Below are 21,926 nucleotides of genomic sequence, written 5' to 3'. Positions count from 1 at the left end.
GCCCCCATTTGCGGGGCTGCGGGGGCTTGCATAAGCTTGGTTTCAACGGCCCGGACCACTGGCAACACGGAAAGGGTTGTTGGCTTTTCAGTCGACAGGACAAGGATTGTCATGAGTATTCGAGGGATCGAGACCTTGCCACGGTATGCAGTAAATCGCTGGTCGGGGTTGTCTGAAAAGTAGTCATTTTTAATCTGAACTAATGCTTCAAAAAATGCCCGGGTCCAAGGATCCGGGCATTTCAGTCTGTCTGCGGGCTATTTGGACTGATGTAAGCGCACATCTTGCCGATATAGAGCTTGTTAAGTGGCATGTCGCCATGGATTGCAAGACGTATGCAGAGAACACTTACTCATTACGAGCAGCTCAAGGTCGCTCGCGATGCCTCTCCTGAACAGATCAAGAAGGCCTATCGCAAGCTGGCCCAGCAGTTGCACCCGGACAGGAATCCGGCCCCCGACGCTTCAGACCGGATGTGCATTCTCAATGCCTCTCATGATGTGTTGGCTGATGCTGCAAAGCGTGCCGCCTATGACGCCCAGCTTGCGTATGAAGAGCAAAGAGCCAGAGACGCCTATTTGCGCAGCCGACAGCTGCAAACAGCCGGTGCGCGCGCTGCCAGTGCCTACGCGGCGGCTGCGCCTGCCACCCGTCCTGTGCAGCCTCGTGCGGCGCAGCCGAATACGTCTCAGGCCGCTCCATCCTCAAAGGCTGCGCGTCGCAAGCGACGGCGCAGTGTGTTGCGCTGGGCGCTGGTGTTCATGATTTTTTGCGGAGCCGGTGTCTGGATGGGGTATGACCCGAACGCAGGCAAGGCCTATGTGCCGACCGAGGCGTTGCCGGTTGCTCATTCCTGGGTAAAGCCAGCACCAGTGCCCGAGCCAGCAGAAGCTCCGGTGGGAAACCCGATCAAGCTGGTGGATCCGGCCCAGCCCGAGTGCGTGATTCCGGATCTCGACCCCATGGGCGCTCCATGGCCGCAGAAGGCGGGCTATGTGAAGGACATGCCGCTGCGCAAGGACAACGGCTGGTCACAGATCATCATCGACAATACGGGTGGTGAGTCGGCGGTTTACGCCAAGGTCACCGATGCGGTAGGTCGCAATGCCTTTCGGCATGCGTTCATTCCGGCCGGAGCGGTGTTCGCTTTCTCCAAGATGGACGCCGGCCTGTACCTGCTCAAATACAAGATGCTCAACACTGGCTGTGCGTTTGCCTCGAACCGGATTCTGCTCGAGGAAACGCCCATGGGCAGCCAGGTCAAATCCAGTGTCTACAAGCTGACACTGCGCAAGCTGCAGAACCGCAATTCGCAGTTCTCCAATCTGAAAAACGACCAGTTCTGACGGCTGTCAGATCCTTCAGTTTTTCTTTCTGATGAGCTTGTTCAGGTAGTACCTGGGGCTTATGAGGTCTTTGGGCCTTGGCTTGTAGTGGGTCTTGTTTCTTTGCGTGGGGTCGATTGGCCCCTTTGATGCGGTGTAGTAGTAAAGCGCAACCGAGCGGCGAGTGATGTGCTCGGGCGTCGTCAGCGGTTCAGGGTGGCCGTGGTTACTGTCGGCGTCGGTGTTGAAGATCACGCAGCGGTTGTAGATCGGCAGGACTTTTTTCAGACATGTGCGCATGTCCACATCCCAGAGCTCCAGGTTGCCGCCGTATTCCTCTTTCCAGTCCGGGTTGAGGTAAATGATGGCGTTGATGCGGCGGTCGATATTGAGCTTCTTGTTCAGCCTGAAGTCCGAGTGCACGCCCAGGAAGCCGCCTTTCTTGGTTTCATGCAGGCCGCCGCCGGTGAAGTACGGGTCCGGGATCAGGCCTTCGATGCCGGTGAGCTTTTCAAGAAAGTGCAGCATGGGGGCCGAGTTGAAGGCGCTGAAGATCTTCTTCAGATGCGGGTCGCATTCATTGGGGCTGATCTGTCTTTTGTGCTGACCCTTGTAGCCGCGCTCGTAGAGCATTTCGTTGTCGGTCGGCTCGGCGGGGAAGTGTTCGCAGATGCTGGCGATCAGCTCCGGCGGTAGAAAGTCGTCGAGGACGATATGCGCGAATGGTGTGGCCTGGGTGTAGCTATCGGTCAGCGACTGACCCAGCTCGCCCGCGGCTGCCAGGTCGAAATCAAGCTCTGGAGCCAGGGTAATGGGCAGTGTGTGGTGAGTTGCTGTCATTGCCGCTCCAATAGTCATAAATTCATCAGGTGTTCATTGTCGGCGCATTTTGCCTGCGAGCGTTGTTCTTGTTGATGCGCTCCAGGATCTCGTTGTACATCTTGACCCGGCGATGCGTCGTGTCATAGCCACCGGCTGCCGAAACAGTACCTGCCTGGATGTGGTCCAGGTAGCTGAATATCTTGCGTGGCGACAGAAACTCGATGTCATAGCCAAGCTCGACCATGGTGTCCTGCAGGGTATAACCCGGCACACGATCATCCATCTGGAAGTGCAGGTTGTGCTGCTTCATCAGCTTGGTGTTCCACAAGGTGCAGAAGCTTTTCAGGTGGGCTTCGCGATAGGGCTTCGGTTGTTTGGAACGCAGGCCCAGAGCGAGTTTCAGGCGACGGAAGTGATGTTTGAACAGGCGGGAGCTGAAGCGCCAGATGGTTCTGGCAGTGCCACGGTTCAACTGTTCGACACAACCGACGGCTGCAACTTTCGGGTTCCTGATGCACTTCTTCAGCATCATGGAAAACACCTTCTTGTCGAAGATGAATGTATCGGTGTGCAGCAGGAACAGATAATCGGTTTCGGTCCGCTCGAGGATCATGTCGAGAGCCTTGCCGTGGGCGATATGACCGCACTCCGGTCCGGGGCTCTTGCGCTCGATCAGGTTGATCCAGTCCAGTGTGCGCAGGTATTCGGTGCTGTCATCGGCGGAATCGTTGTCCACCACCCAGACCTGATGCGGGGTATTGCCCAGATGCTGTTGCAACAGATCAAGGCATATCTTGGTAATTTCGAGAGTCTTGTAATTGACTATGGCGATGCTGAAGGTAGGTGTTTTAGCAGATACTGAATCAGAATTGCTCATCGTCTTGTACTCATCAATCGCTTGGACGCCGACGCAAAAAGCGCTTTCGCATTTAATTGTTTCTTTATATTTCCTGAAAGACGCCCACGCACGCAGATCATGACTATCTAGATCAATAGCCAAGTAACGAGGGTAATATCCTTATGCAACTAGCAGGAAAAGTAGCGGGGCTTATCCTATAATCCTCCGCCCGATACGTAAACCCTAATGATTGCTGGCACCCCAGCCTTCGCGCACGGCTTTTCTGATCCCTTCCAGCAACATCGCAAACGCCGGATTGTCGTTGTTTTCGGTCCAGATCAGATGCAGTTCGCTCTGCACACCTTCCCCCAGATCGATATCCCGAAACACCACGTTTCTGAACACCACGCTGGTTGCGCAGCGCGGGACCAGTGCCAGCCCCATCCCCGCATTGACCAGCGCCAGTATGGTCAATGACGAACCCAGCCATTGCACATATTCCGGGGCAACCCGTGCCGAGCGGAGCATGCCGGTCAGCAGTTCGTTGAATGGCGGATAGGCCGAGTGGGAATACATCAGGAAGGGCTGCGCATCCAGATCCTTGACCGAGACGGTTTCGCTGCTGGCCAGCCGGTGGCTGGCGGGGACGGCCAGTACGAAGGGTTCGCGCACCAGGCATTCGGTGGCGTAGCCGGGCTCCATCAAGGGCGTGCGCACGATACCGAGATCGATGCGCCGCGCACGCAGGGCTTCGTGCTGCTGGTAGGTGTTCATTTCCGACAGGTTGATTCTGACGTGTGGCTGCTTGAGCCGCGCTTCGGCGATGACCTTGGGCAGAAACTCATACACCGCACTGCCGACGAAGCTGATATTGACCGACCCGATATCGCCTTCGGCGAAGCGTCTGGCCGTGACGGCGGCTTGCTGGGCGCGCTCCAGCAGGTTCTGGGCTTCGATGAAGAAGGCGCGACCGGCGGCTGTCAGGGCCACATTGCGCGTGTTGCGGGTAAACAGATCGACGCCCAAATGATGTTCCAGCAACTGGATCTGACGGCTGAGTGGCGGTTGAGTCATGTTCAACCGTTCTGCGGCGCGGCGGAAATTGAGTTCAGTCGCGACAGTGGTGAAGCAGCGCAGTTGAGTCAGTTCGAACATTGATCTAATCCGGGTATCAATGGAATGCCAAGTTAGACTAGACGGGAACAATCACCGCGTCCATGATCGGCTCGTCCCTACAAAAACAACGAACGGGAGTCGCATCTTGAAGAATCTCCAGAGTCCTTCCGACCCTGCCGTGCTTGCCCGGGCAGCGGCCAAAGTGAAGCGTCATGTATTGCCGCTGTTTGTGGTGATGTTCATCGTCAACTACATCGACCGCGTGAATATCGGTTTTGTGCGCAGCCACCTGGAAACCGATCTGGGTATTGGTGCCGCGGCCTATGGGCTGGGGGCCGGGCTGTTCTTTGTCGGCTATGCGCTGTTCGAAGTGCCGTCCAATATGCTGCTGCAACGTTACGGCGCTCGTGCCTGGCTGACGCGCATCATGTTCACCTGGGGCGCAGCGGCGATGGCCATGGCTTTCGTGCAGGGTGAAACCAGTTTCTATGTGCTGCGTTTCATTCTGGGGGCAGCCGAGGCAGGCTTTTTCCCCGGCATCATTTATTACTTCACCCAATGGCTGCCTTCGTCCGAACGAGGCAAGACCATGGCGGTTTTCCTCAGCGGTTCTGCCATCGCTTCGGTGATTTCCGGGCCGGTTTCCGGTGCGCTGCTGCATATCACGGGGCTTGGGCTGCATGGCTGGCAGTGGATGTTCCTGATCGAAGGCTTCGCATCGGTCCTGCTCTGCGGGTTTGTCTGGTTCTGGCTGCAATCCCATCCCCGTGAAGCGAAATGGCTGAGCGAGGAAGAGAAAAGTGTGCTGATTGCCGCGATTGCCGATGAGCAGCGTGAGCGGGAAGCCAATCAGGTCGCCAGACCATCGATCTTCAAGCTGCTGGCGGACCGGCAGATTGCGCTGTTCTGTTTCATCTACTTCTCCATCGCCCTGACCATCTACGGCGCGACCTTCTGGCTGCCCAGCATGATCAAGAAAATGGGCAATCTGGGTGACTTCCAGGTCGGCCTGTTCAACTCGGTGCCCTGGATCATTTCCATCGTGGCGATGTATGGCTTTGCGGCCATGGCCAGCAAATGGAAGTTTCAGCAGGCCTGGGTTGCGCTGACGCTGGTTATCGCTTCGTTCGGCATGTTCATGTCGACAACCGGCGGCCCGGTCTTCGCCTTCGTGGCCATCTGTTTTGCCGCCATCGGCTTCAAGGCCGCGTCCGCGCTGTTCTGGCCGATCCCGCAAAGCTATCTGGATGCCCGCATCGCTGCGGCGGTGATCGCGCTGATCAACTCCATCGGCAATCTGGGCGGTTTCGTCGCGCCTACCACCTTCGGGATTCTGGAACAGACCACAGGCTCCATCGAAGGTGGTCTGTATGGCTTGGCGGCAACCTCGCTGCTGGCTGCCGTGGTGATCTTCTTTGCCCGCACAACGCCTGCCAATCGACGGGGCAAGCCTGTCGAAGCGGCAGTGCCTGGTCGCGCTGCAACACATTGATATCTGATCGGGAGCATTACCTTGAAAATCAAAAGAGTGATCGTGACCCCCATCGCCTTTCGCGATCCGCCGCTGCTCAATGCCAGTGGCATTCACGAACCCTTCGCGCTGCGCTCGATCATCGAGATCGAGAGCGACAATGGCTACATCGGCCTGGGCGAGAGCTACGGCGACGCTCCGGCACTGGCGATTCAGGAGCGTGTGAAGGATCAACTGATCGGTCTCGACCCGTTCAACCTCAACCAGTTGCGCAGCATCGTGCAAGCCACAGTGGCAGCCAACAAGACCGACAGCCTGGCCGGTGCGGAACTGGCGCCCGGCTCCCATGCCAGTAAGGCGGTGAGCAATGCTTACTCGGCTTTTGAAGTCGCGTTTCTGGACCTTCAGGCCCATTACCTGAACGTGCCGCTGGTGGACCTGCTGGGGGGCGCGATTCGTGAAGAGGTGCCGTTCAGCGCCTATCTGTTCTTCAAGTACGCGCAGCATATCGACTCGCCTTACAAGGCGGATAACTGGGGCGAAGCCCTGAACGAAGAGCAGATCGTGGCCCAGGCCCGGCGCATGATCGAGGCCTATGGTTTCAAGAGCATCAAGCTCAAGGCCGGCGCGCTGGAGCCCGAGCATGAAGTGGCCTGTATCAAGGCCCTGAAAAAGGCATTCCCCGGTTACCCGTTGCGTATTGACCCGAATGCCAACTGGTCGCTGGAAACGTCCATCCGCATGGCCGAATTGCTGGGCGATGACCTGCAATATTACGAAGACCCGACACCGACGCTGGAAGGCATGTCTGAACTGCACAAACGCACCGGGCTGCCGCTGGCGACCAATATGGTGGTGACCGACTTCGATGAGTTCCGCCGTAGCGTTGCGCTGAACAGCGTGCAGATCGTCCTTGCCGACCACCATTACTGGGGCGGCCTGCGTGATACCCAGACGCTGTCGAAAATGTGCCAGACCTTTGGCCTTGGCGTGTCCATGCACTCCAACTCACACCTGGGCATCAGCCTGATGGCCATGGCGCATGTGGCCGCTTCGGTGCCCAATCTGGATTACGCCTGCGACACCCATTACCCCTGGCAGGAGCCGGATGAGGAAGTGATCAAGGGCGGAAAACTGCCCATCGTCGACGGCTGCGTAAAAATCACCCGCGCTCCCGGTCTTGGACTGGAGCTGGATTACGACCAGTTGGGCAAGCTGCACGACCAATACCTGAGCTGCGGCATCCGCCAGCGTGATGACGTGAAGCAGATGCAGCGCTACAAGCCGGACTGGAAAACCGTCAAACCGAGGTTTTGAAGCCTTCGCGAATGAATTCGCTCGGTGGTAGGAGAGAATTCATTCGCGAAACAAGGACACATCCCAAAAACATCCATGAAAAGAAGCACATAGCTGGCCCTTTGATTTCTGTTTCGTTGGCAAACTCGCCTTCCTTTCAGAAGCTTGGGTGCTGACGCTATGCGCAGTTTTGCATTGAACGTTGCGTTTTTTGTCCTGGCCGGCGTTTCGGTCGGGGTTCAGGCCAAGGAGTTGACCAAGAGCACTCGCTCGATATGCACATGGGGTTCGGGCATTGCGGCGGGGGCTCAGGAGTCCAAGCTTGCCGGGATTTCCCTCTACGGCGCACGCAACAAACTGCAGGCCCGCAAGTTTCCCCAGCCCTGGATGCGCATGACTGCCATGGGCATCACCGAACAGACCTACAGAAGTTCTTCCCGCCTCAAGCCCGCCGCCATCAAGCAGACCTACTACGAGCAGTGCATCAAGCATGAGCTGGCACGTAGATAGAGCTGGAACCCATTCCCCAATTGAAGTGTTTGAATGTTGAGTGTTCGCCAATTCATTCGCGAAAAACCTGAGCCTTCGAGTTTTTATGCACAATCACTTCAGAAAAAAAACGCTTTTGGCACATAGATGAGCGGTGATTCACGTTTTGCCTGAAAGTGCCGTTTTTCGAGGCTTCTGACCCGGGTGTCAGGAAAAAACAAGGCGCTTCAGTAACTGGCGCACTAAGGTTTTAGAACGCTTGTCTGAATTTTCATCAACAGAGTTATCCACAGGATGTTCCGTTGATTTGGGTCATTGCTTTTGTGCGAGAACCAGCAGGTTGCGGGGTGTCAGTCGGCTGTCGCAGAAGGTGCCGACGCTGACGCTGTAGCCATGTTCCTGAACGTACATGGCTCTATCCAGGACCAGCCATAATTCCAGCGGTCGACGGAACAGGTTGCGCAGCAGTTCCAGATTTCGCACTTCGGCCAGTCGTTGCCAGCCAGCGGTCTCCAGTTCGGCCCAGTCCTGCTGGCCGGGGGCTGGGAGGTCTTTCAGTTCTGCCAGTTCGCGGCAGTAGTCGCTGTAGGGTTTATCCAGCCAGCTCACGGGCAATGAAGGTGTGGGCAAGTATTCATCGACACCCCGCAGCTGGCGTTGCAGCAGGTCAAAGCCAAGGCGGCGGGCCATTGAGGTGTCGCGTTGACGGCGGACCCGCGCACCCGCAGTGACGGTTTCGCTCAACGGCAGGCCCAGTTCGTCCCGTGACAGCTTCAAGGCGGAGCTGCGGCCTTCGCTGGAAAGGGCCTGATACTCGTCGAACCGCGTGCGGTTGTAACAGCACGGGGCAATGGCCATTTGTATGCAGCCTGTCTGGCTGGCGACCTGCATCAATTGCACATGCAGATCGCCGCAGGCGTGCAGGGCGACGGGTGTGTGTTCGGGTTTGAGATGGCGCCAGGTGTCATCGGCCATGACATCCTGCTGCAGATGCTCGGCATCGATGTGTTGCCGGGCGCTGAGTTTACGACCGGCTTCGACCAGGGCCGGGTCGCGTTCCAGGCAAGTCAGTTTCTGCCCGCTGTGCGTCAGGCGACGTCCCAGATGTCCTTTGCCCGAACACCAGTCGAGCCAGTGGCTGGCGTTGTCACGCCACTGCAGGTGGCTGGCGAAGGCTTCGATCTGTTGCCATTTACGACCCGGCACATCGACGCTCTGGCGTGGCTCCACAGGGGCGAGCGGGTATGCAGGCAGTTCGCCGATATGTCCCAGTTCAAAGGCTTCATCAGCCAGTTGCGCAAAGGGGTAGGGCGCGTCGAGACGTTCGGGGTGGTTGTGTGCCGCTTCGGCCTCATCCAGCGTGCGCGCTCGTAGCCACTGGGCCAGCGTCGGATAGTGTTGCTCCCACGCCATTTGCAGGTGCGTGAAAGGCTTGGGCCGCCACAGCGCCTGATGCGCGAATAGAAAGCTGTCCAGCGCCCGAAAGCGGCTGCGAAGGTGTTCATCCTGCAAGCAAGTATCGGAAGGCATGATGGTGACCGGTGTGAGGGCTGACTCGGTAAAAGCCAGCCCTCTTCATATCAGCGCCCTTGGCTGGCGTCTACGCGTAATATCCGCTCCAGCAATCTGAACCCCTGGACCAGCACATAGGCCATGACCAGATAGAACATGCCAGCCGCGAAGAAAATCTCCACCGGCAGGTAGGTGCGGGCAATGATGGTGCGCGCCATGCCGGTCAGCTCCAGCAGCGTGACCGTGCTGGCCAGGGCGCTGGCCTTGAGCATCAGAATCACTTCGTTGCTGTAGGCAGGCAGGCCGATGCGGGCTGCGCGAGGCAGGACGATGTAAAACAGCGCCTTCCATTTGGACATGCCCAGCGCCCGTGCCGCTTCGACTTCTCCCACCGGCACGGCCTGGATCGCGCCACGCAGGATCTCGGCAATATAGGCGGCGGTATGCAGGGTCATGGTGATGACGGCACACCAGAACGGGTCGCGCAGATAAGGCCACAACGGTCCTTTGCGTACCGCTTCGAATTGCGCCAGGCCGTAATAGACCAGAAACAGCTGCACCAGCAACGGCGTGCCGCGAAAGAAGAAGATGTAGGCATAAGGCAGCGCGCGCACGTACAGATGTTTTGACGAGCGGGCGATACCCAGCGGGATGGCGATGATCAGACCGGCGGTAACCGCAATCGCCACCAGTTCCAGGGTCAGGGTCGCGCCCTGAGCCAGTTTCGGCAGCCACTTGATGATGACTTCCCAGTTCATGACGCGCTCCTCACGAAGCCGCGAGCGGCACGTTTTTCCAGAAAGTGCATGCCGATCATGGCCAGGATCGTCAGACCCAGATACATGAAGGCGGCGACCAGATAGAACACGAAGGCTTCCTTGGTGACGCTGACGGCAATCTGCGAATGTCGCATGATTTCTTCCAGGCCGATGACCGAAACCAGTGCGGTGTCTTTCATCAGAATCATGAACAGGTTGCCCAGGCCCGGCAGGGCGATGCGCCACATCTGTGGCAGGATCAGTTTGAACAGAATGCGTGAGCGCGATATGCCCAGCGCCAGCCCGGCTTCGCGATGGCCTTTGGGGATGGCCAGAATCGCGCCGCGAAAGACCTCGGTTGCATAGGCACCGAAGCACAGCCCCAGGGCAATGACGCCTGCTGCGAAGGCGTTGAGTTCAAGTCCGGGAATACCGAGCATTTCGCCCAGGGCGCGCATGCCGTTGACGGTGCCGAAGTAGATCAGCAACACCCAGAGCAATTCGGGAATACCGCGCACCAGCGTCGAGTAAGTACCGCCCAGCCATTGCAATGGCTTGTAAGGCGAGGTTTTGGCCAGGGCGCCGAGCAACCCCAGTATCAGCCCCAGACACAGGGCCGAGAGGGCAAGCTGAACAGTCATCAGCGCACCAGCCGCAAGGGCCGGGCCGAATCCTTGGAGGTCAATATTCATGGGCAGGCTTTGCTAGGGACGAACCGTCACGCCTTCGCAGAAGACGCAACGGTCACGTCAGGCAGATCAGAGAATGCTGAACGGGAAGTACTTGTCGTTGATCTTCTTGTAGGTGCCGTCAGCGATGATTTCTTTCAGAGCGTCATTCAGCCTTTCGCGCAGCGGGTCGCTCTTGCGCACGGCAATGCCGATCTTGTCGTTCTGCTCGACGGGATCACCCTTGAACTCGAAATTCTTGCCCGCGTCGCTTTTCAGCCACTCGTAGCTGACGTATTTGTCGGCCAGCATCGCGTCGACACGGCCGGAAGCCAGGTCGAGGTAGGCGTTTTCCTGAGTGTCGTAGAGCTTGATGGTCACGCTGTCGCCCAGCTTGTCTTCAAGCCAGGTGCCGGACAGTGTGGCGCGCTGGGCTCCGATGATCTTGCCCTTGAGCGACTCTCTGGCGGCTTCGACGGTCTCGGTGTTGATCTGCGAGTCTTTCGGGGCGATGAACTGCAGTTTGTTGGAGTAATACGGATCGGTGAAGTCCACCGCCTGCTTGCGCTCGTCGGTGATCGACAGCGACGAGATCAGGAAGTCGAACTTGCGGGAGTTGAGGGCCGGAATGATGCCGTCCCAGTCGGAAGTGACGACCGAGCACTCGGCTTTCATCTTGGCGCACAGGGCCTGACCGATTTCGTAGTCGAAACCGACGACCTGTCCGCTGGCGTCCTTGTTGTTGAACGGCGGGTAAGCGGCTTCGATACCCATTTTCAGGGTTTCAGCAAAAGCACTGCTGCTGATTGCCACAGTGGCAGCGGCTGCCAGCAGGAACTTCTTGTACATCTGCATGGGGGTTGCTCCGTTAGCGATTGCTCGACATGAATTGTTTACACCTTACCGACAGCGGATTCTCGAATACTTGCTGTGGTGTGCCCTGTTCTTCGACCTGTCCCTGATGCAAAAAGACGACTTCACTGGAAACCTGTCGCGCAAAACTCATTTCGTGGGTCACCAGCAGCATAGTCCGGCCTTCTTCGGCCAGTGCGCGGATGACGTTGAGCACTTCCTGGACCATTTCCGGGTCCAGCGCGGAGGTCGGCTCGTCGAACAGAATCACTTTAGGCTGCATGGCCAGAGTGCGTGCGATGGCGGCGCGTTGCTGCTGACCACCGGAAAGCTGTGCGGGATAGGCATGGCGCTTGTCGGCGATACCGACCTTGGCCAGCAGCGCTTCAGCCACTTCGATGGCTTCGGCCTTGCTTTGGCCCAGTACGCGGCGTGGAGCTTCGATGATGTTGTCGAGCACGCTCATGTGCGGCCACAGATTGAAGTTCTGGAAAACGAAACCGATCTCGCTGCGCATGCGATTGATCTGTTTGTTGTCTGCCGCGACCAGTTCGCCGTTCTTGTCGGCCTTGAGCTTCAGTTCTTCACCCGCCACCAGGATCTGACCCTGATGAGGGTTTTCCAGCAGGTTGATGCAGCGAAGCAGTGTGGACTTGCCTGAACCGGATGAACCCAGGATCGAGATCACATCACCGTCACGAGCGGTCAGCGAGATGCCTTTGAGCACGTCCAGCTTTCCATAGCGCTTGTGCAGATTGCGGATTTCCAGGGCGGGCGTGGCCTCGGCCATGTGGGGACCTCATATATTTTGTGTGCCCTTCGACCGGGGCGAGCGCCAAGCTAGCACAGGGCTCGAAGGACAACCAACAGCGTCAGGTCCGGCGGGCAGTGTTATGCGATGGGTGTCGCATCATCGCAGCAGACTGTCGCCGCAAGGCAAGCGATGCGTCTGTTTGATGCCTGTTTCCCGGCCGGAATGCGCGAAAAAGGCGCGATGTTGCCAGCTTTGGCCGGGGGTTGGAAGGATCTTTTGCGCTGCGTTGCACCATATTTGGGCTTTATGAGTCTATGGTGTGTGTTTTCGGTGCGCCAAGGTGCTCGGGTCGTGAGGTATTCGGTAACAAAGTCTGCCGATACTGGAAAAAATTCTTTCACTGCCAGTCGTGATTTCCGGGCTGCATCCCTTGTGTTCCAGGCGCGACGTCGTTTTTGAAATATTTTGGCGCACTTTTTGCGTAAATAATAAAGAACAGCACCGTTGCTTTCTTTTTACGAGGAATTTCGGTGTGTATCGCTCGTCTTGCAAAAGGTGGTTTTCATGAGCAGTACCGCTAACTCTTCCGAGCTCGAACAGGGGCTGAAACCTCGGCACATCACGATGCTGTCGATTGCCGGTGTGATCGGCGCAGGTTTGTTCGTAGGCTCAGGCCATGCGATTGCCGAAGCCGGCCCAGCCGTGCTGCTCGCCTATGCCGCAGCCGGTACGCTGGTTGTTCTGGTGATGCGCATGCTGGCCGAAATGGCTGTGGCCTCTCCCGATACCGGTTCGTTTTCCACCTACGCCGATCGTGCCATCGGGCACTGGGCCGGTTTCACCATCGGCTGGTTGTACTGGTGGTTCTGGGTACTGGTGATCCCGCTGGAAGCCAACGCTGCCGCGACCATCCTGCATGCCTGGTTTCCCGATGTGGCGATCTGGGTGTTCACTCTGGTGATTACGCTGCTGCTGACGGCCACCAACCTGTTCAGCGTCAAGAACTACGGCGAGTTCGAGTTCTGGTTCGCATTGATCAAGGTCGTGGCGATCATCGCGTTCGTGGTGCTGGGTGTTGTGGCGATCTTCGGGCTGCTGCCGACCAGCAATGTCAGCGGCGTCAGCCACTTGTTCGATACCCAGGGCTTTATGCCTAACGGCCTGGGCGCGGTATTGGCAGCAATGCTGACCACCATGTTCTCCTTCATGGGCACCGAGATCGTGACCATCGCGGCTGCCGAGTCCAAGAACCCGGGCAAACAGATCACCAAGGCCACCAACTCGGTGATCTGGAGGATTTTCCTGTTCTATCTGGTTTCGATCTTTATCGTCGTATCGCTGGTGCCATGGAACGACAGCCGTCTGGCTGAGGTGGGCTCGTATCAGACAGTGCTGGATGTGATGGGGATTCCCAACGCCAAGCTGATCGTGGATCTGGTGGTTCTGGTTGCGGTGACCAGTTGCCTGAACTCCGCCCTCTACACCGCTTCGCGCATGCTCTTTTCCCTGGGCAAGCGTGGTGATGCTCCCGCCGTATCCACTCGCACCAGCAAGAGCGGCACGCCGCACTGGGCGGTGATGCTGTCGACCGCAGCGGCTTTCCTGACGGTATTCGCCAACTATTTCGCTCCGGCTGCCGTGTTCGATTTCCTGCTCGCCAGCTCGGGCGCAATCGCCTTGCTGGTGTACCTGGTCATCGCCGTTTCCCAACTGCGCATGCGCCAGAAGCGTACCGCCAAGGGCGAGGCCATTGACTTCAAGATGTGGCTGTTCCCATGGCTGACCTGGGCGGTGATTTTCTTCATCGTTGCCGTATTGACGGTGATGCTGGTTCAGCAGGACCACCGCGTGGAAATCATCGCCACCGGCCTGCTCAGCCTGCTGGTAATCGCTGCAGGCCTGCTGGTCTCCCGCCGCCGCAAGGCTTCGCGGGTTGGGGCTGCTGCTTTGAACTGATCTGTGTGGAAGCGAATCGGGCGGCTATCCGCTCATTCGCGAAAAATATTGCATGGCTCTGAACGGTCGTTCTTGATAAATGAGAACGGCCGTTTTTTGTGTATATTTAAATATACTTTTTAAAGTGCTTTTTTGGGCACCATTATGTGACTCGGCCTTGGGTCGACAGGAGAGAAACAATGGCATACGCACTGCTGGCGGAAGTCGCTGCGTCTGTGACTGACCTCAAGAAAGATCCCATGGGGACTTATCGTGAAAGCAATGGCGACCCGATGGTGATCCTTAATCGTAATGAGCCTGCTTTCTACATTCTTTCGCCAGAACGATATGAAGAGCTTCTTGATTTGCTCGATGACGCTGCGCTTGCCCGCAAGATCAAAGAGCGCAGAGGTGGCCGCACTGTGAAGGTAGATATAAATGACTTCATCGCCGAGGCAGAGAAGCGATAAGTCGGTCTCTCATGCCGCAGGAGTTTATACGCTTGAGTTCTTGATAGAGGCCAAAAAAGAATACGACGATCTGGACAAGGCAGTTCAACTTCAGCTCTTGAAAAAACTGCGGTCAAGATTGCTGGAGCCCAAGGTCCAGGCTGACAAGCTGCGGGATATGCCCGGGTGTTACAAGATCAAGCTTCGGGCCAGTGGCATCAGACTGGTTCATGAGGTCATAGATACCAAGCTTGTTGTCATCGTGATTGCGGTTGGTCGACGTGACAATGAGGTCGTCTATCACGCGGCCAGAAAAAGAATCAATTGATGGTATTCAAGGCAGTGCATTTGCGTTGAGTGCGTAGCCTGTTCGCGGATGAGCGGGCGTGATCCGCTCATCCGCAAAAGATCACAACTTGAACTGACGCAAGGTGGTGTTCAGTTCTGTGGCCAGTGTCGCCAGGGCATGGCTTGCGCTGCTGGTCTGATCCGCTCTTACGGCTGATTGCGCCGAAAGGTCGCGGATGCGTACCAGGTTGCGGTCCACTTCCCGTGCGACCTGTGCCTGCTCCTCGGATGCGCTGGCGATTACGGTGTTGCGATCGTCGATCACCATCACCGAGTTGGCGATGATCGCCAATGCTGCGTTTGCGGATTCAGCCTGGCCTTTGGTGCGCTGAGCCTGCTCGGTACTGACCTCCAGCGCCGACACCGTATTCCTGGTGCCTTGCTGGATATGGCCAATCATGGATTCGATTTCCTGGGTCGACTCATTGGTCCTGTGTGCCAGTGCCCGAACCTCGTCGGCGACCACGGCGAAGCCTCGACCTGCATCGCCGGCGCGAGCGGCTTCGATTGCTGCGTTCAGGGCCAGCAGGTTGGTCTGTTCGGATACCGAGCGAATCACTTCCAGAACCTTGCTGATTTCCAGCGTACGACTCGCCAGTTGCTGCGCCTGCTCCGATGCGCTGCTGACATTTCTGGCCAGTTCGGTGATGGAGCTGACGGTCTGCCTGAGCTCTTCCTGCCCTTGCTGTGCCGAACGTGACGATGACTTCGACTCTTCCGAGGTCGACACTGCACTGCGCGCAACCTCGTCAACGGCCTGGCTCATCTCGGTCACGGCAGTGGCTGCCATTTCGATTTCGCTGTTCTGGATGACCAGATCGGCGTTGCTGCTGGCCATCAGGCTGCTCATCTGACTGGTGGCGGACGATAGCTGTTGCGCCGCATCGTCGACCTGATTCAGAGTGGCCTGCAGGTTTTTGCGCATGCGCTCCATGGATTGCAGCAGCAAGGCGACTTCGTCTACACCACGACTGTCCACATCGATCGGACGCAGATCTCCCGAGGCAAAGACTTCCGAAGCCTTGAGGGCCTGGTTGATGGGCGTGGCAAGGCTCTGTGTCAGGCGCCAGGCCAGAGCAACGGTTGCCAGCACCGCCAGAATCATCACCGAAATGGAAATGGTCTTGGCCCTTTCATACACCGCCGTCGCACTGGCGCTGGATTCTGCCTCAGCGTCGTCGTTGACCTTTTCCAGTCTGGAGAGTGCAGAGGCCATGGCTTCGGCGCTTTTTGGCATTTCAACCCTGATGATCTGGCGAGCAGCGTCCGGCTGGTTGTCCCTGATGAGTTTGTAGGCTCGCTCAGCGCCGTCCACATAGACCTTAAAAGCCGATTCGATGCTGGAGATCAGGCTTTGCTCGGCATCGGTATTGATAAGTGGTTTATAGGCTTTGACCGCGTTGTAGAACTTGTCCTCTTCCTTGAGCAGTTCGTTGTAGGCCTGCTCTATCTCGGCCGGGCTTCTCGAGATCATTCTGAGGATCGCGATGCGGGTATTGGCAAATGCCAGGGTGATGTCGTCGCCCAGAGCAATTCCCGGCATCGAGTCGTTTTCGATTTCCAGGCCTTCTGCGCGAATACTGCCCATTTGCTGGATGTTGAAAAGACCGAGCCCTATGACCAGGGCGACCATAAGTGTGAAACAGGCCAGGGTACGCTTGGCAATTTTCATGCTTCTCAAATACATGCCCGCTCCAGATTCATTCGATATGCTGCGTTGAGGGACGCCTGACCAGGCGCGTACGCAGCTATATCGTATTTGCAGGTGGAAGCTGAAGCCTGTCTTAGATGAAACCTGCCGTTTAGAGCAATCTTGTCGCTATTGAAGGGGACATGACGTTTTTGTGCTGTTCAACGCTGCCCTTTCGAGTCCCGTTTGATCAGCAGTTCGGAGGCCTTGTTGTAATCGGCCTGGAACGCCGGGCTGCCGATCCAGTCGACGGCGGTGTCTTCGTCCTCATCGTAGAACAGGGCGCGGTAGGTGATGAGCAGGCCCATCATGAAGTCGGTGGCCTGTTCTTCGTCTTCTTCGCTGATCACCAGGGCCAGAACCGGGTATTGCAGGAAAACCACGCACAGCGCCAACTGGCTGATGGCTTCGGCGGCCTTCATGGCTTCGAACAGGTCTTCGTAGTCGGCCGGGTCGAAACCGTTTTCGACGATGTCCTGGAAGTCGAAGGTGTTCAGGTCGATTTGCACGTCGTCGAACGGTTGATTCACCAGAGCCGAGGCGAACACCGGGTGCACGACATTCTGCGCCGACTTGCCCGAGCGGTTCTGCTTGGCTTTGATCTTGGCGCGCTTGGCACGTTTTTGCTGTTTGTCTGGCGAAGCCATGAACGGGTCCTTTGGCAGGCAATAAGGGCAAGGCGGTCATTGAACCCCAGACGGTCTCAATAACCAAGAGGTGCAGTGGCTTGCCGGGCAATGAAAACCCGCACGAGGCGGGTTTCAAATACAACCTGATGATACCGGTCACGGCTTATGGCTTGCTGGCCCCGTCGAATCGCGTGGCAAACATGCTGACGGCTTCTACGGCCTCGCTGGCTCCATCACGAATCTGGATGATGACCTGGCCAGCCTGATCGGCCAGGGTTACTCCCCGAATGGCGCCTTCCTGAGTGCTGCCCATGCTGGCGACGGCTTCGCGTGTTTCATTCAGGATCTTGCCGATCATGTCGGCGATTTCCGTCGTTGAGCCGCTGGTGCGGCCAGCCAGTTGGCGCACCTCGTCCGCGACCACTGCAAAACCCCGACCCTGATCGCCTGCACGAGCGGCTTCGATCGCCGCGTTGAGGGCCAGCAGGTTGGTCTGGTCCGCAATGCCGCGAATGGTGTTGACGATGGCAGTGATCTGCTCGGAACGAGAGCCCAGTTGTCCCACCAGCTTTGCAGAGGCTCCGATGCTGTCTGCGATCTGGCGCATTTCTCTGGCTGTCTCTTGAATGACCAGAGTGCCTTGCTCGGCCACTTTTTCGGTTTCGGTCGAGATGTGGTAAGCCCGCGAAGCACCGAGCGAGTCGGCCTCCTGTTTTTCCACGTGCTCGGTGATATCACTGGCGAACTTCACGATCTTGAAGAGCTTGCCTTCGGCGTCATAGACCGGGTTGTAAGTCGCTTCCAGCCAGACCACCTTGCCGTGTTTGCCGAGGCGTTTGAACTGCCCGCTGAAGAACTCACCCTGGTTCAGCCTGCGCCAGAAATCGCCATATTCCGAGCTGTTGACCAGGCCCTGCTCGCAAAAGCCACGGTGGTGTTTGCCTTTGATTTCATTCAGGGCATAACCCATGACATTCAGGAAGTTATTGTTGGCAGTGAGCACGTTGCCGTTGAGGTCGAATTCGCACACGGCCATGGCCCTGTCCACGGCGGCCAGCTTGCCGCGAGACTCGCTGTCCTGCATGACCTTCTGGGTAACGTCCAGTGCGTATTTCACCACCTTGAAGGGCTTGCCCTGAGCGTCGAGTACCGGGTTGTAACTGGCTTCAAGCCAGACGCCATGCCCGTTCTTGTCCACGCGCTGAAAAGTGCCCGAGACAAAACGCCCGGCGCGCAGCGAAACCCAGAGTTCACTGTACTGGCTGCTGCGCGAAAGTGCTGGCGAGCAGAACTCGCGGTGATTCTTGCCAGTCAGCTCTTCGGCCCGATAGCCCATGGCGGTCAGAAAGTTATCGTTGGCCCGGATGAGTTTCCCGTCCAGATCGAACTCTGCGACGGCCATTGAACGCTCCAGTGCCCCCATCAATCCCTTGAGTCCATCAACTTCGGCCTTCATGGCTGCCAGTTCAGCTTTGATTTTTGTCCCGAACATAACCTGCCCCAGTGCTGTTTTTAGATGCTGACTCTCACGAAGGTATCGACCCGCAGGAGCGCGGCATTAATAGGCTGCAGGACGATTCGGATCAGTGGGCAGGCGGGTTGTTGGCGTCAATTTTCAGTGGTGGCTTGCGTAGAGTCAGGTGGGGGCAATCATGGGGGTTAGGAGTGAGTGGAAAAGGGCGCGGTCCGGTTCCATCGATATTTAAATAATTGGCTCTGACTGCCTCAATTGCTGCCCAGTCAGTTCGGTGATTGTGGGAGGCAGCTTGCTGGCGACAGTTTGGGACGGCAGCACGATTCGCGTCTGTTCAGGAGCGAGCTCGCACCAGCCTGCCCAGTGACACTTCATTCGTCACGCCTTGCAGCTTCTCTTCGCCGGCCTGCATCACGCTGCATATGCGCAGCACGGCCTGGGCGTCCGGTTCATTGCCTGAAGTGCTCAGCCGCTCCGCAATACGCATCAGTTCAACCGCCGACCATTTCAGATCGGAGGCGATGCCTTGCAGGTCGCGACGCAGGTCCTGATTGGGTTTGTTCAAAGGCATGCCTGTCTCCGTGGCGCGAGGTCGCAGTCAATGACAATGCCGGGTGCCGGCTTTCTTGTCGTTATGACAGCCTTGCTTGTCGGTCCGGCCGCCGTGTGCGATTGCAGAAAGAGAGGTTGCAGCGAGAAGTGCCGCGAGGAGGAGGGTGGTGAGCTTCATGACAGATCCTTCTGCTGATAATCCCTGAGTTCGCATCGCCTGAGCGGGTGGGCTGGCCGTTTGATGCTGCTCGAATATAGCAAAGGCTTGTTTGGGGTGGGCAGGAAATTCGGGAGGGTACGTGTGGGGACACAGGAAAAATTGCGATGGCCGCTTGGTTGTGATCAAGCGGCGACGGCTTCTACCCAGTTCTCCCCGTCCAGAGCGAAGGTAGCGGTTTCGGTTGGTATGCTCGAACGCAGAACCTGATAGGGGCCATATTGAATGTGGCAGTAGGCTGAATACAGACCGCGCATGGCAATATCTGCCGGGCCGGGAATCCCTTCGGGACCACGTTTTTCCCAATTTGCGATGGTCTGGATATCTACCCGTAAAATCCCTGCCAATTCCGCTTGTACCAGATCCTGCTCCTTGCGCAGGAAGCGGAACTGATGGCCTGTCATTGGCGAGTCTTGCTGAACGATATCAGCAGCAATTGCCCTGTGCAGTCCTTCGATATTCTCTATCGATACGCCTTTTCCATAGGCCGTTTCCACGACCCGGTATCCATTTTTCAGGAAGATGCCATTCAGGCCGCTACCTGTGTATTCGTACATTCTCATATCTCCCAGACAGTGATGGTGAATAGCTGACTTGGTTCTGGTTCAGGCCTGAGGGCGACTACGACGCATACGATATCCCGTGGAGGGGGTTCGCTCATCCTGAACTCGATGTTCATGTGGGCGTGACTGTAAGTCGGCCCCCGCACTATGACTCCGCGTCTGAGGCAGCGTATGACCTCTGTGGTGGAAATGCCTCTTTCCACCATGCGTTCAAGGCAATGATCGGTAAATACCACCCTGGAAGACTCCTGTGCCAAGGCGTGTACCAAATCCTCCAGTTGTTTCTTAGCCCATAAAGGCTCGGTTTTCATAGCGACCTATAATATTTATAGGTTGTGCATAGCTAAAGCACAACTCCTTTGAGTTCATTGAAAGTCCGGTCGTGCGACTGGAAGCTTTCTTCTCGAAGGTGGGACTATAGGTCTGTGGGGCAGCAAGGAAACCGGCCAGATTGTCGTGCGAGCGAATAAAGACAGCTCTGAGCCAAGGAAGGGATTTGTGGGCGTTACGAGGAGGCGGTGTCCTACGCGTTTCGTTCCGGCGGTCTGCTCTGCATGACTGAGGCAATGAAAAACCACAGACAACAAAAAACCCGCACTAGGCGGGTTTCTGTTTTTCAGATGGCTTTGACACCACCTGAATCTAATTAGTGGTGCCCAGAGACGGAATCGAACCGCCGACACGGGGATTTTCAATCCCCTGCTCTACCGACTGAGCTATCTGGGCAACGGGGCGCATTAGACGTGTTTTTCAGGAGGTCGTCAAGCGTCATGTTGAAAAAAATTTGAATTATTACCGACGCTTACGACCTTCATTGCTGGAAACGCTTTATTTCTCGGGGGGAACGTAGCCTTCGGCCTTGGCGTATTCCTCGCCGGACAGGAACTTGTCCATCTCGGTCTGGAGGAATTTCCGGTCTTCGGCGTTCATCATGTTCAGGCGACGTTCGTTGATGAGCAGGGTCTGGTGTTTTTGCCAGTCGGCCCAGGCTTTCTGCGAGACGTTGTTGAAAATGTCTTCGCCCTTGGCACCCGGATAAGGGGCGCGCTCCAGGCCGGGCAGTTCTTCTTTGTACTTGCGGCACATTACGGTGCGGGTCATGACGACTCTCCTGCATTCAATACGTCGGCCGCGCGTTTGAGCAGCTTTTTCACCGGGGCGGCGAGGCCCAGGCGCGGCGGGGTGGCGAGGTTATACCAGAGCCAGTCGGCTTCGGCCACGTGATGGGCAGACTCCTGGACCTGTACCAGCCAGGGTTCGATGCTCAGCTGAAAATGGCTGAAGGTGTGGACCAGCCCCGGCAGTTCATGGTGCTGGCCCAGTTCCAGGGAGTGCTGCAGCGCCAGGTCCTTTAGGTCGTTGAAGTCATCCAGCTCCGGCAGGCTCCACAGACCGCCCCACAAACCGCTGGAAGGACGGCGATAAAGCAGGATCGCGCCATCGCGGTTGGCGAGCATCGGCATGAGGGTGCGCTTCTGCGGGACGGTCTTGCGTGGCTTGGGGACCGGATAGCGGGTTTCCAGGCCCAGCAGGTGCGCTTCGCAGCCACGCTCCAGCGGGCAGAGCAGGCAACTGGGTTTGCTGCGAGTGCAGAGTGTCGCGCCCAGATCCATCATCGCCTGGGTGTAGTTGTTCACGCGGCTGTGGGGCGTGAAACGTTCGGCGGTGGCCCATAGCTGTTTGGCGACCCTCGGTTCGCCCGGGTAGCCTTCCTGAGCGGTGTAACGTGCGAGGACGCGCTTGACGTTGCCGTCGAGGATCGGCGCACGAATTCCCATGCTCAGGCTGGCAATGGCACCTGCCGTCGACAGGCCGATGCCGGGCAGCAGGGTGAGTTGTTCCACATCGCGAGGAAACTCGCCGCCGTGATCGGCAACCACTATTTTTGCGGTCTTCTGCAGGTTGCGGGCGCGGGTGTAGTAACCAAGCCCGGTCCACAGATGCAGCACTTCGTCTTCCGGCGCTTCAGCCAGTGCCTGAACGGTGGGCAGTGCTTCCATGAAGCGGTCGAAGTAGTTCAGCACCGTGCTGACCTGAGTCTGTTGCAGCATGATTTCCGACACCCACACCCGGTACGGAGTAATGCCTTGCTGCCATGGCAGATCGTGTCTGCCATGGCGGTCGTACCAGTTCAGTACTGCCTGGGAGAATTGCTCGGGTTGCATTGC

General features: G+C 57.3%; 24 protein-coding genes and 1 tRNA gene. 7 read left to right on the top strand and 18 right to left on the bottom strand.

Features of this window, described 5'->3' with window-relative positions; translation table 11 throughout:
• Positions 1–335: 335 nt before the first annotated feature.
• The gene (locus tag JSY17_RS18670; protein WP_206402680.1) at positions 336–1,346 is read left to right on the top strand and encodes a J domain-containing protein; all 1,011 of its coding nucleotides are present in this window, start codon (positions 336–338) and stop codon (positions 1,344–1,346) included.
• Positions 1,347–1,361: 15 nt separating this feature from the next.
• On the opposite strand, the gene JSY17_RS18665 is transcribed toward JSY17_RS18670, so the two are convergent.
• The 3 genes from JSY17_RS18665 to JSY17_RS18655 all read right to left on the bottom strand — a co-directional run bounded on the left by JSY17_RS18665 (position 1,362) and on the right by JSY17_RS18655 (position 4,140).
• The gene (locus JSY17_RS18665; protein ID WP_122370619.1) at positions 1,362–2,165 is read right to left on the bottom strand and encodes a 2OG-Fe(II) oxygenase; all 804 of its coding nucleotides are present in this window, start codon (positions 2,163–2,165) and stop codon (positions 1,362–1,364) included.
• Between the two features lie 25 nt (positions 2,166–2,190).
• The gene (locus JSY17_RS18660; RefSeq protein ID WP_206402681.1) at positions 2,191–3,024 is read right to left on the bottom strand and encodes a glycosyltransferase; all 834 of its coding nucleotides are present in this window, start codon (positions 3,022–3,024) and stop codon (positions 2,191–2,193) included.
• A gap of 204 nt (positions 3,025–3,228) precedes the next feature.
• Positions 3,229–4,140 (bottom strand): LysR substrate-binding domain-containing protein, encoded by a 912-nt coding sequence (locus JSY17_RS18655; RefSeq protein ID WP_122370618.1) that lies wholly within the window; start codon positions 4,138–4,140, stop codon positions 3,229–3,231.
• A 106-nt stretch (positions 4,141–4,246) separates the two neighbouring features.
• Between JSY17_RS18655 and JSY17_RS18650 the strand changes: the two genes are divergently transcribed.
• The 3 genes from JSY17_RS18650 (at position 4,247) to JSY17_RS18640 (ending at position 7,378) form a co-directional block, all read left to right on the top strand.
• A complete protein-coding gene (locus JSY17_RS18650) occupies positions 4,247–5,593 on the top strand; it encodes an MFS transporter (RefSeq protein WP_122370625.1) in 1,347 nt (448 codons plus the stop codon).
• Positions 5,594–5,614: 21 nt separating this feature from the next.
• On the top strand, positions 5,615–6,889 hold the full coding sequence (locus tag JSY17_RS18645) for a glucarate dehydratase family protein (RefSeq protein WP_206402682.1): 1,275 nt from the start codon (positions 5,615–5,617) through the stop codon (positions 6,887–6,889).
• 159 nt (positions 6,890–7,048) lie between these two features.
• A complete protein-coding gene (locus JSY17_RS18640; RefSeq protein WP_117167443.1) occupies positions 7,049–7,378 on the top strand; it encodes a hypothetical protein in 330 nt (109 codons plus the stop codon).
• Positions 7,379–7,669: 291 nt separating this feature from the next.
• Here JSY17_RS18640 and JSY17_RS18635 read toward each other — a convergent pair whose 3' ends face one another.
• The 5 genes from JSY17_RS18635 to JSY17_RS18615 form a co-directional block, all read right to left on the bottom strand.
• Positions 7,670–8,887, bottom strand: coding sequence for a methyltransferase (locus JSY17_RS18635; RefSeq protein WP_206402683.1), 1,218 nt, complete (start codon positions 8,885–8,887; stop codon positions 7,670–7,672).
• A 50-nt stretch (positions 8,888–8,937) separates the two neighbouring features.
• Positions 8,938–9,627 (bottom strand): ABC transporter permease, encoded by a 690-nt coding sequence (locus JSY17_RS18630; RefSeq protein ID WP_117167445.1) that lies wholly within the window; start codon positions 9,625–9,627, stop codon positions 8,938–8,940.
• Positions 9,624–10,319, bottom strand: coding sequence for an ABC transporter permease (locus JSY17_RS18625; protein ID WP_200979520.1), 696 nt, complete (start codon positions 10,317–10,319; stop codon positions 9,624–9,626). The genes JSY17_RS18630 and JSY17_RS18625 overlap by 4 nt, the downstream gene beginning before the upstream one ends.
• Positions 10,320–10,385: 66 nt before the next feature.
• Positions 10,386–11,150 carry an ABC transporter substrate-binding protein gene (locus JSY17_RS18620; protein ID WP_206402684.1) on the bottom strand — a complete coding sequence of 255 codons (765 nt, stop codon included), beginning with the start codon at positions 11,148–11,150 and terminating at the stop codon, positions 10,386–10,388.
• A gap of 13 nt (positions 11,151–11,163) precedes the next feature.
• A complete protein-coding gene (locus tag JSY17_RS18615; protein ID WP_117183126.1) occupies positions 11,164–11,937 on the bottom strand; it encodes an ABC transporter ATP-binding protein in 774 nt (257 codons plus the stop codon).
• Positions 11,938–12,465: 528 nt separating this feature from the next.
• On the opposite strand from JSY17_RS18615, the gene gabP reads away from it, so the two are divergent.
• The 3 genes from gabP to JSY17_RS18600 all read left to right on the top strand — a co-directional run bounded on the left by gabP (position 12,466) and on the right by JSY17_RS18600 (position 14,613).
• Positions 12,466–13,857, top strand: a complete 1,392-nt coding sequence (gene gabP / locus JSY17_RS18610) for a GABA permease (protein ID WP_117186069.1) — start codon at positions 12,466–12,468, stop codon at positions 13,855–13,857.
• Between the two features lie 179 nt (positions 13,858–14,036).
• Positions 14,037–14,306, top strand: coding sequence for a type II toxin-antitoxin system Phd/YefM family antitoxin (locus tag JSY17_RS18605; RefSeq protein ID WP_206402686.1), 270 nt, complete (start codon positions 14,037–14,039; stop codon positions 14,304–14,306).
• The gene (locus JSY17_RS18600) at positions 14,275–14,613 is read left to right on the top strand and encodes a type II toxin-antitoxin system RelE family toxin (protein WP_206402688.1); all 339 of its coding nucleotides are present in this window, start codon (positions 14,275–14,277) and stop codon (positions 14,611–14,613) included. Before JSY17_RS18605 ends, JSY17_RS18600 begins: the two co-directional genes overlap by 32 nt.
• Before the next feature lie 81 nt (positions 14,614–14,694).
• On the opposite strand, the gene JSY17_RS26210 is transcribed toward JSY17_RS18600, so the two are convergent.
• From JSY17_RS26210 to mutY, 10 genes are all read right to left on the bottom strand, one after another.
• Positions 14,695–16,320 carry a methyl-accepting chemotaxis protein gene (locus JSY17_RS26210; RefSeq protein ID WP_206402690.1) on the bottom strand — a complete coding sequence of 542 codons (1,626 nt, stop codon included), beginning with the start codon at positions 16,318–16,320 and terminating at the stop codon, positions 14,695–14,697.
• A 164-nt stretch (positions 16,321–16,484) separates the two neighbouring features.
• Positions 16,485–16,970: a hypothetical protein gene (locus JSY17_RS18590; RefSeq protein ID WP_206402692.1), complete on the bottom strand. Its 486-nt coding sequence runs from the start codon at positions 16,968–16,970 to the stop codon at positions 16,485–16,487.
• Positions 16,971–17,115: 145 nt separating this feature from the next.
• On the bottom strand, positions 17,116–18,444 hold the full coding sequence (locus JSY17_RS25865; protein ID WP_206402694.1) for a methyl-accepting chemotaxis protein: 1,329 nt from the start codon (positions 18,442–18,444) through the stop codon (positions 17,116–17,118).
• Between the two features lie 316 nt (positions 18,445–18,760).
• Positions 18,761–18,997 carry a hypothetical protein gene (locus tag JSY17_RS18580; RefSeq protein ID WP_117167456.1) on the bottom strand — a complete coding sequence of 79 codons (237 nt, stop codon included), beginning with the start codon at positions 18,995–18,997 and terminating at the stop codon, positions 18,761–18,763.
• Positions 18,998–19,024: 27 nt separating this feature from the next.
• Positions 19,025–19,156 (bottom strand): YHYH domain-containing protein, encoded by a 132-nt coding sequence (locus JSY17_RS18575; RefSeq protein ID WP_117167457.1) that lies wholly within the window; start codon positions 19,154–19,156, stop codon positions 19,025–19,027.
• Between the two features lie 164 nt (positions 19,157–19,320).
• Positions 19,321–19,758 (bottom strand): helix-turn-helix domain-containing protein, encoded by a 438-nt coding sequence (locus tag JSY17_RS18570; RefSeq protein WP_117183130.1) that lies wholly within the window; start codon positions 19,756–19,758, stop codon positions 19,321–19,323.
• A complete protein-coding gene (locus JSY17_RS18565) occupies positions 19,755–19,964 on the bottom strand; it encodes a DUF4258 domain-containing protein (RefSeq protein WP_232849542.1) in 210 nt (69 codons plus the stop codon). Before JSY17_RS18565 ends, JSY17_RS18570 begins: the two co-directional genes overlap by 4 nt.
• A 444-nt stretch (positions 19,965–20,408) precedes the next feature.
• Positions 20,409–20,484 (bottom strand) — tRNA-Phe (locus JSY17_RS18560).
• A gap of 102 nt (positions 20,485–20,586) precedes the next feature.
• Positions 20,587–20,859: an oxidative damage protection protein gene (locus tag JSY17_RS18555; protein ID WP_025262451.1), complete on the bottom strand. Its 273-nt coding sequence runs from the start codon at positions 20,857–20,859 to the stop codon at positions 20,587–20,589.
• Complete coding sequence (gene mutY / locus JSY17_RS18550; protein WP_117186065.1) at positions 20,856–21,923, bottom strand: A/G-specific adenine glycosylase; 1,068 nt, start codon at positions 21,921–21,923, stop codon at positions 20,856–20,858. Before mutY ends, JSY17_RS18555 begins: the two co-directional genes overlap by 4 nt.
• Positions 21,924–21,926 lie beyond the last annotated feature (3 nt).

It is taken from the genome of Pseudomonas capsici, from assembly GCF_017165765.1.
Lineage (GTDB): Bacteria > Pseudomonadota > Gammaproteobacteria > Pseudomonadales > Pseudomonadaceae > Aquipseudomonas > Aquipseudomonas capsici.
This window is presented reverse-complemented; position numbering and strand designations above follow the sequence as displayed.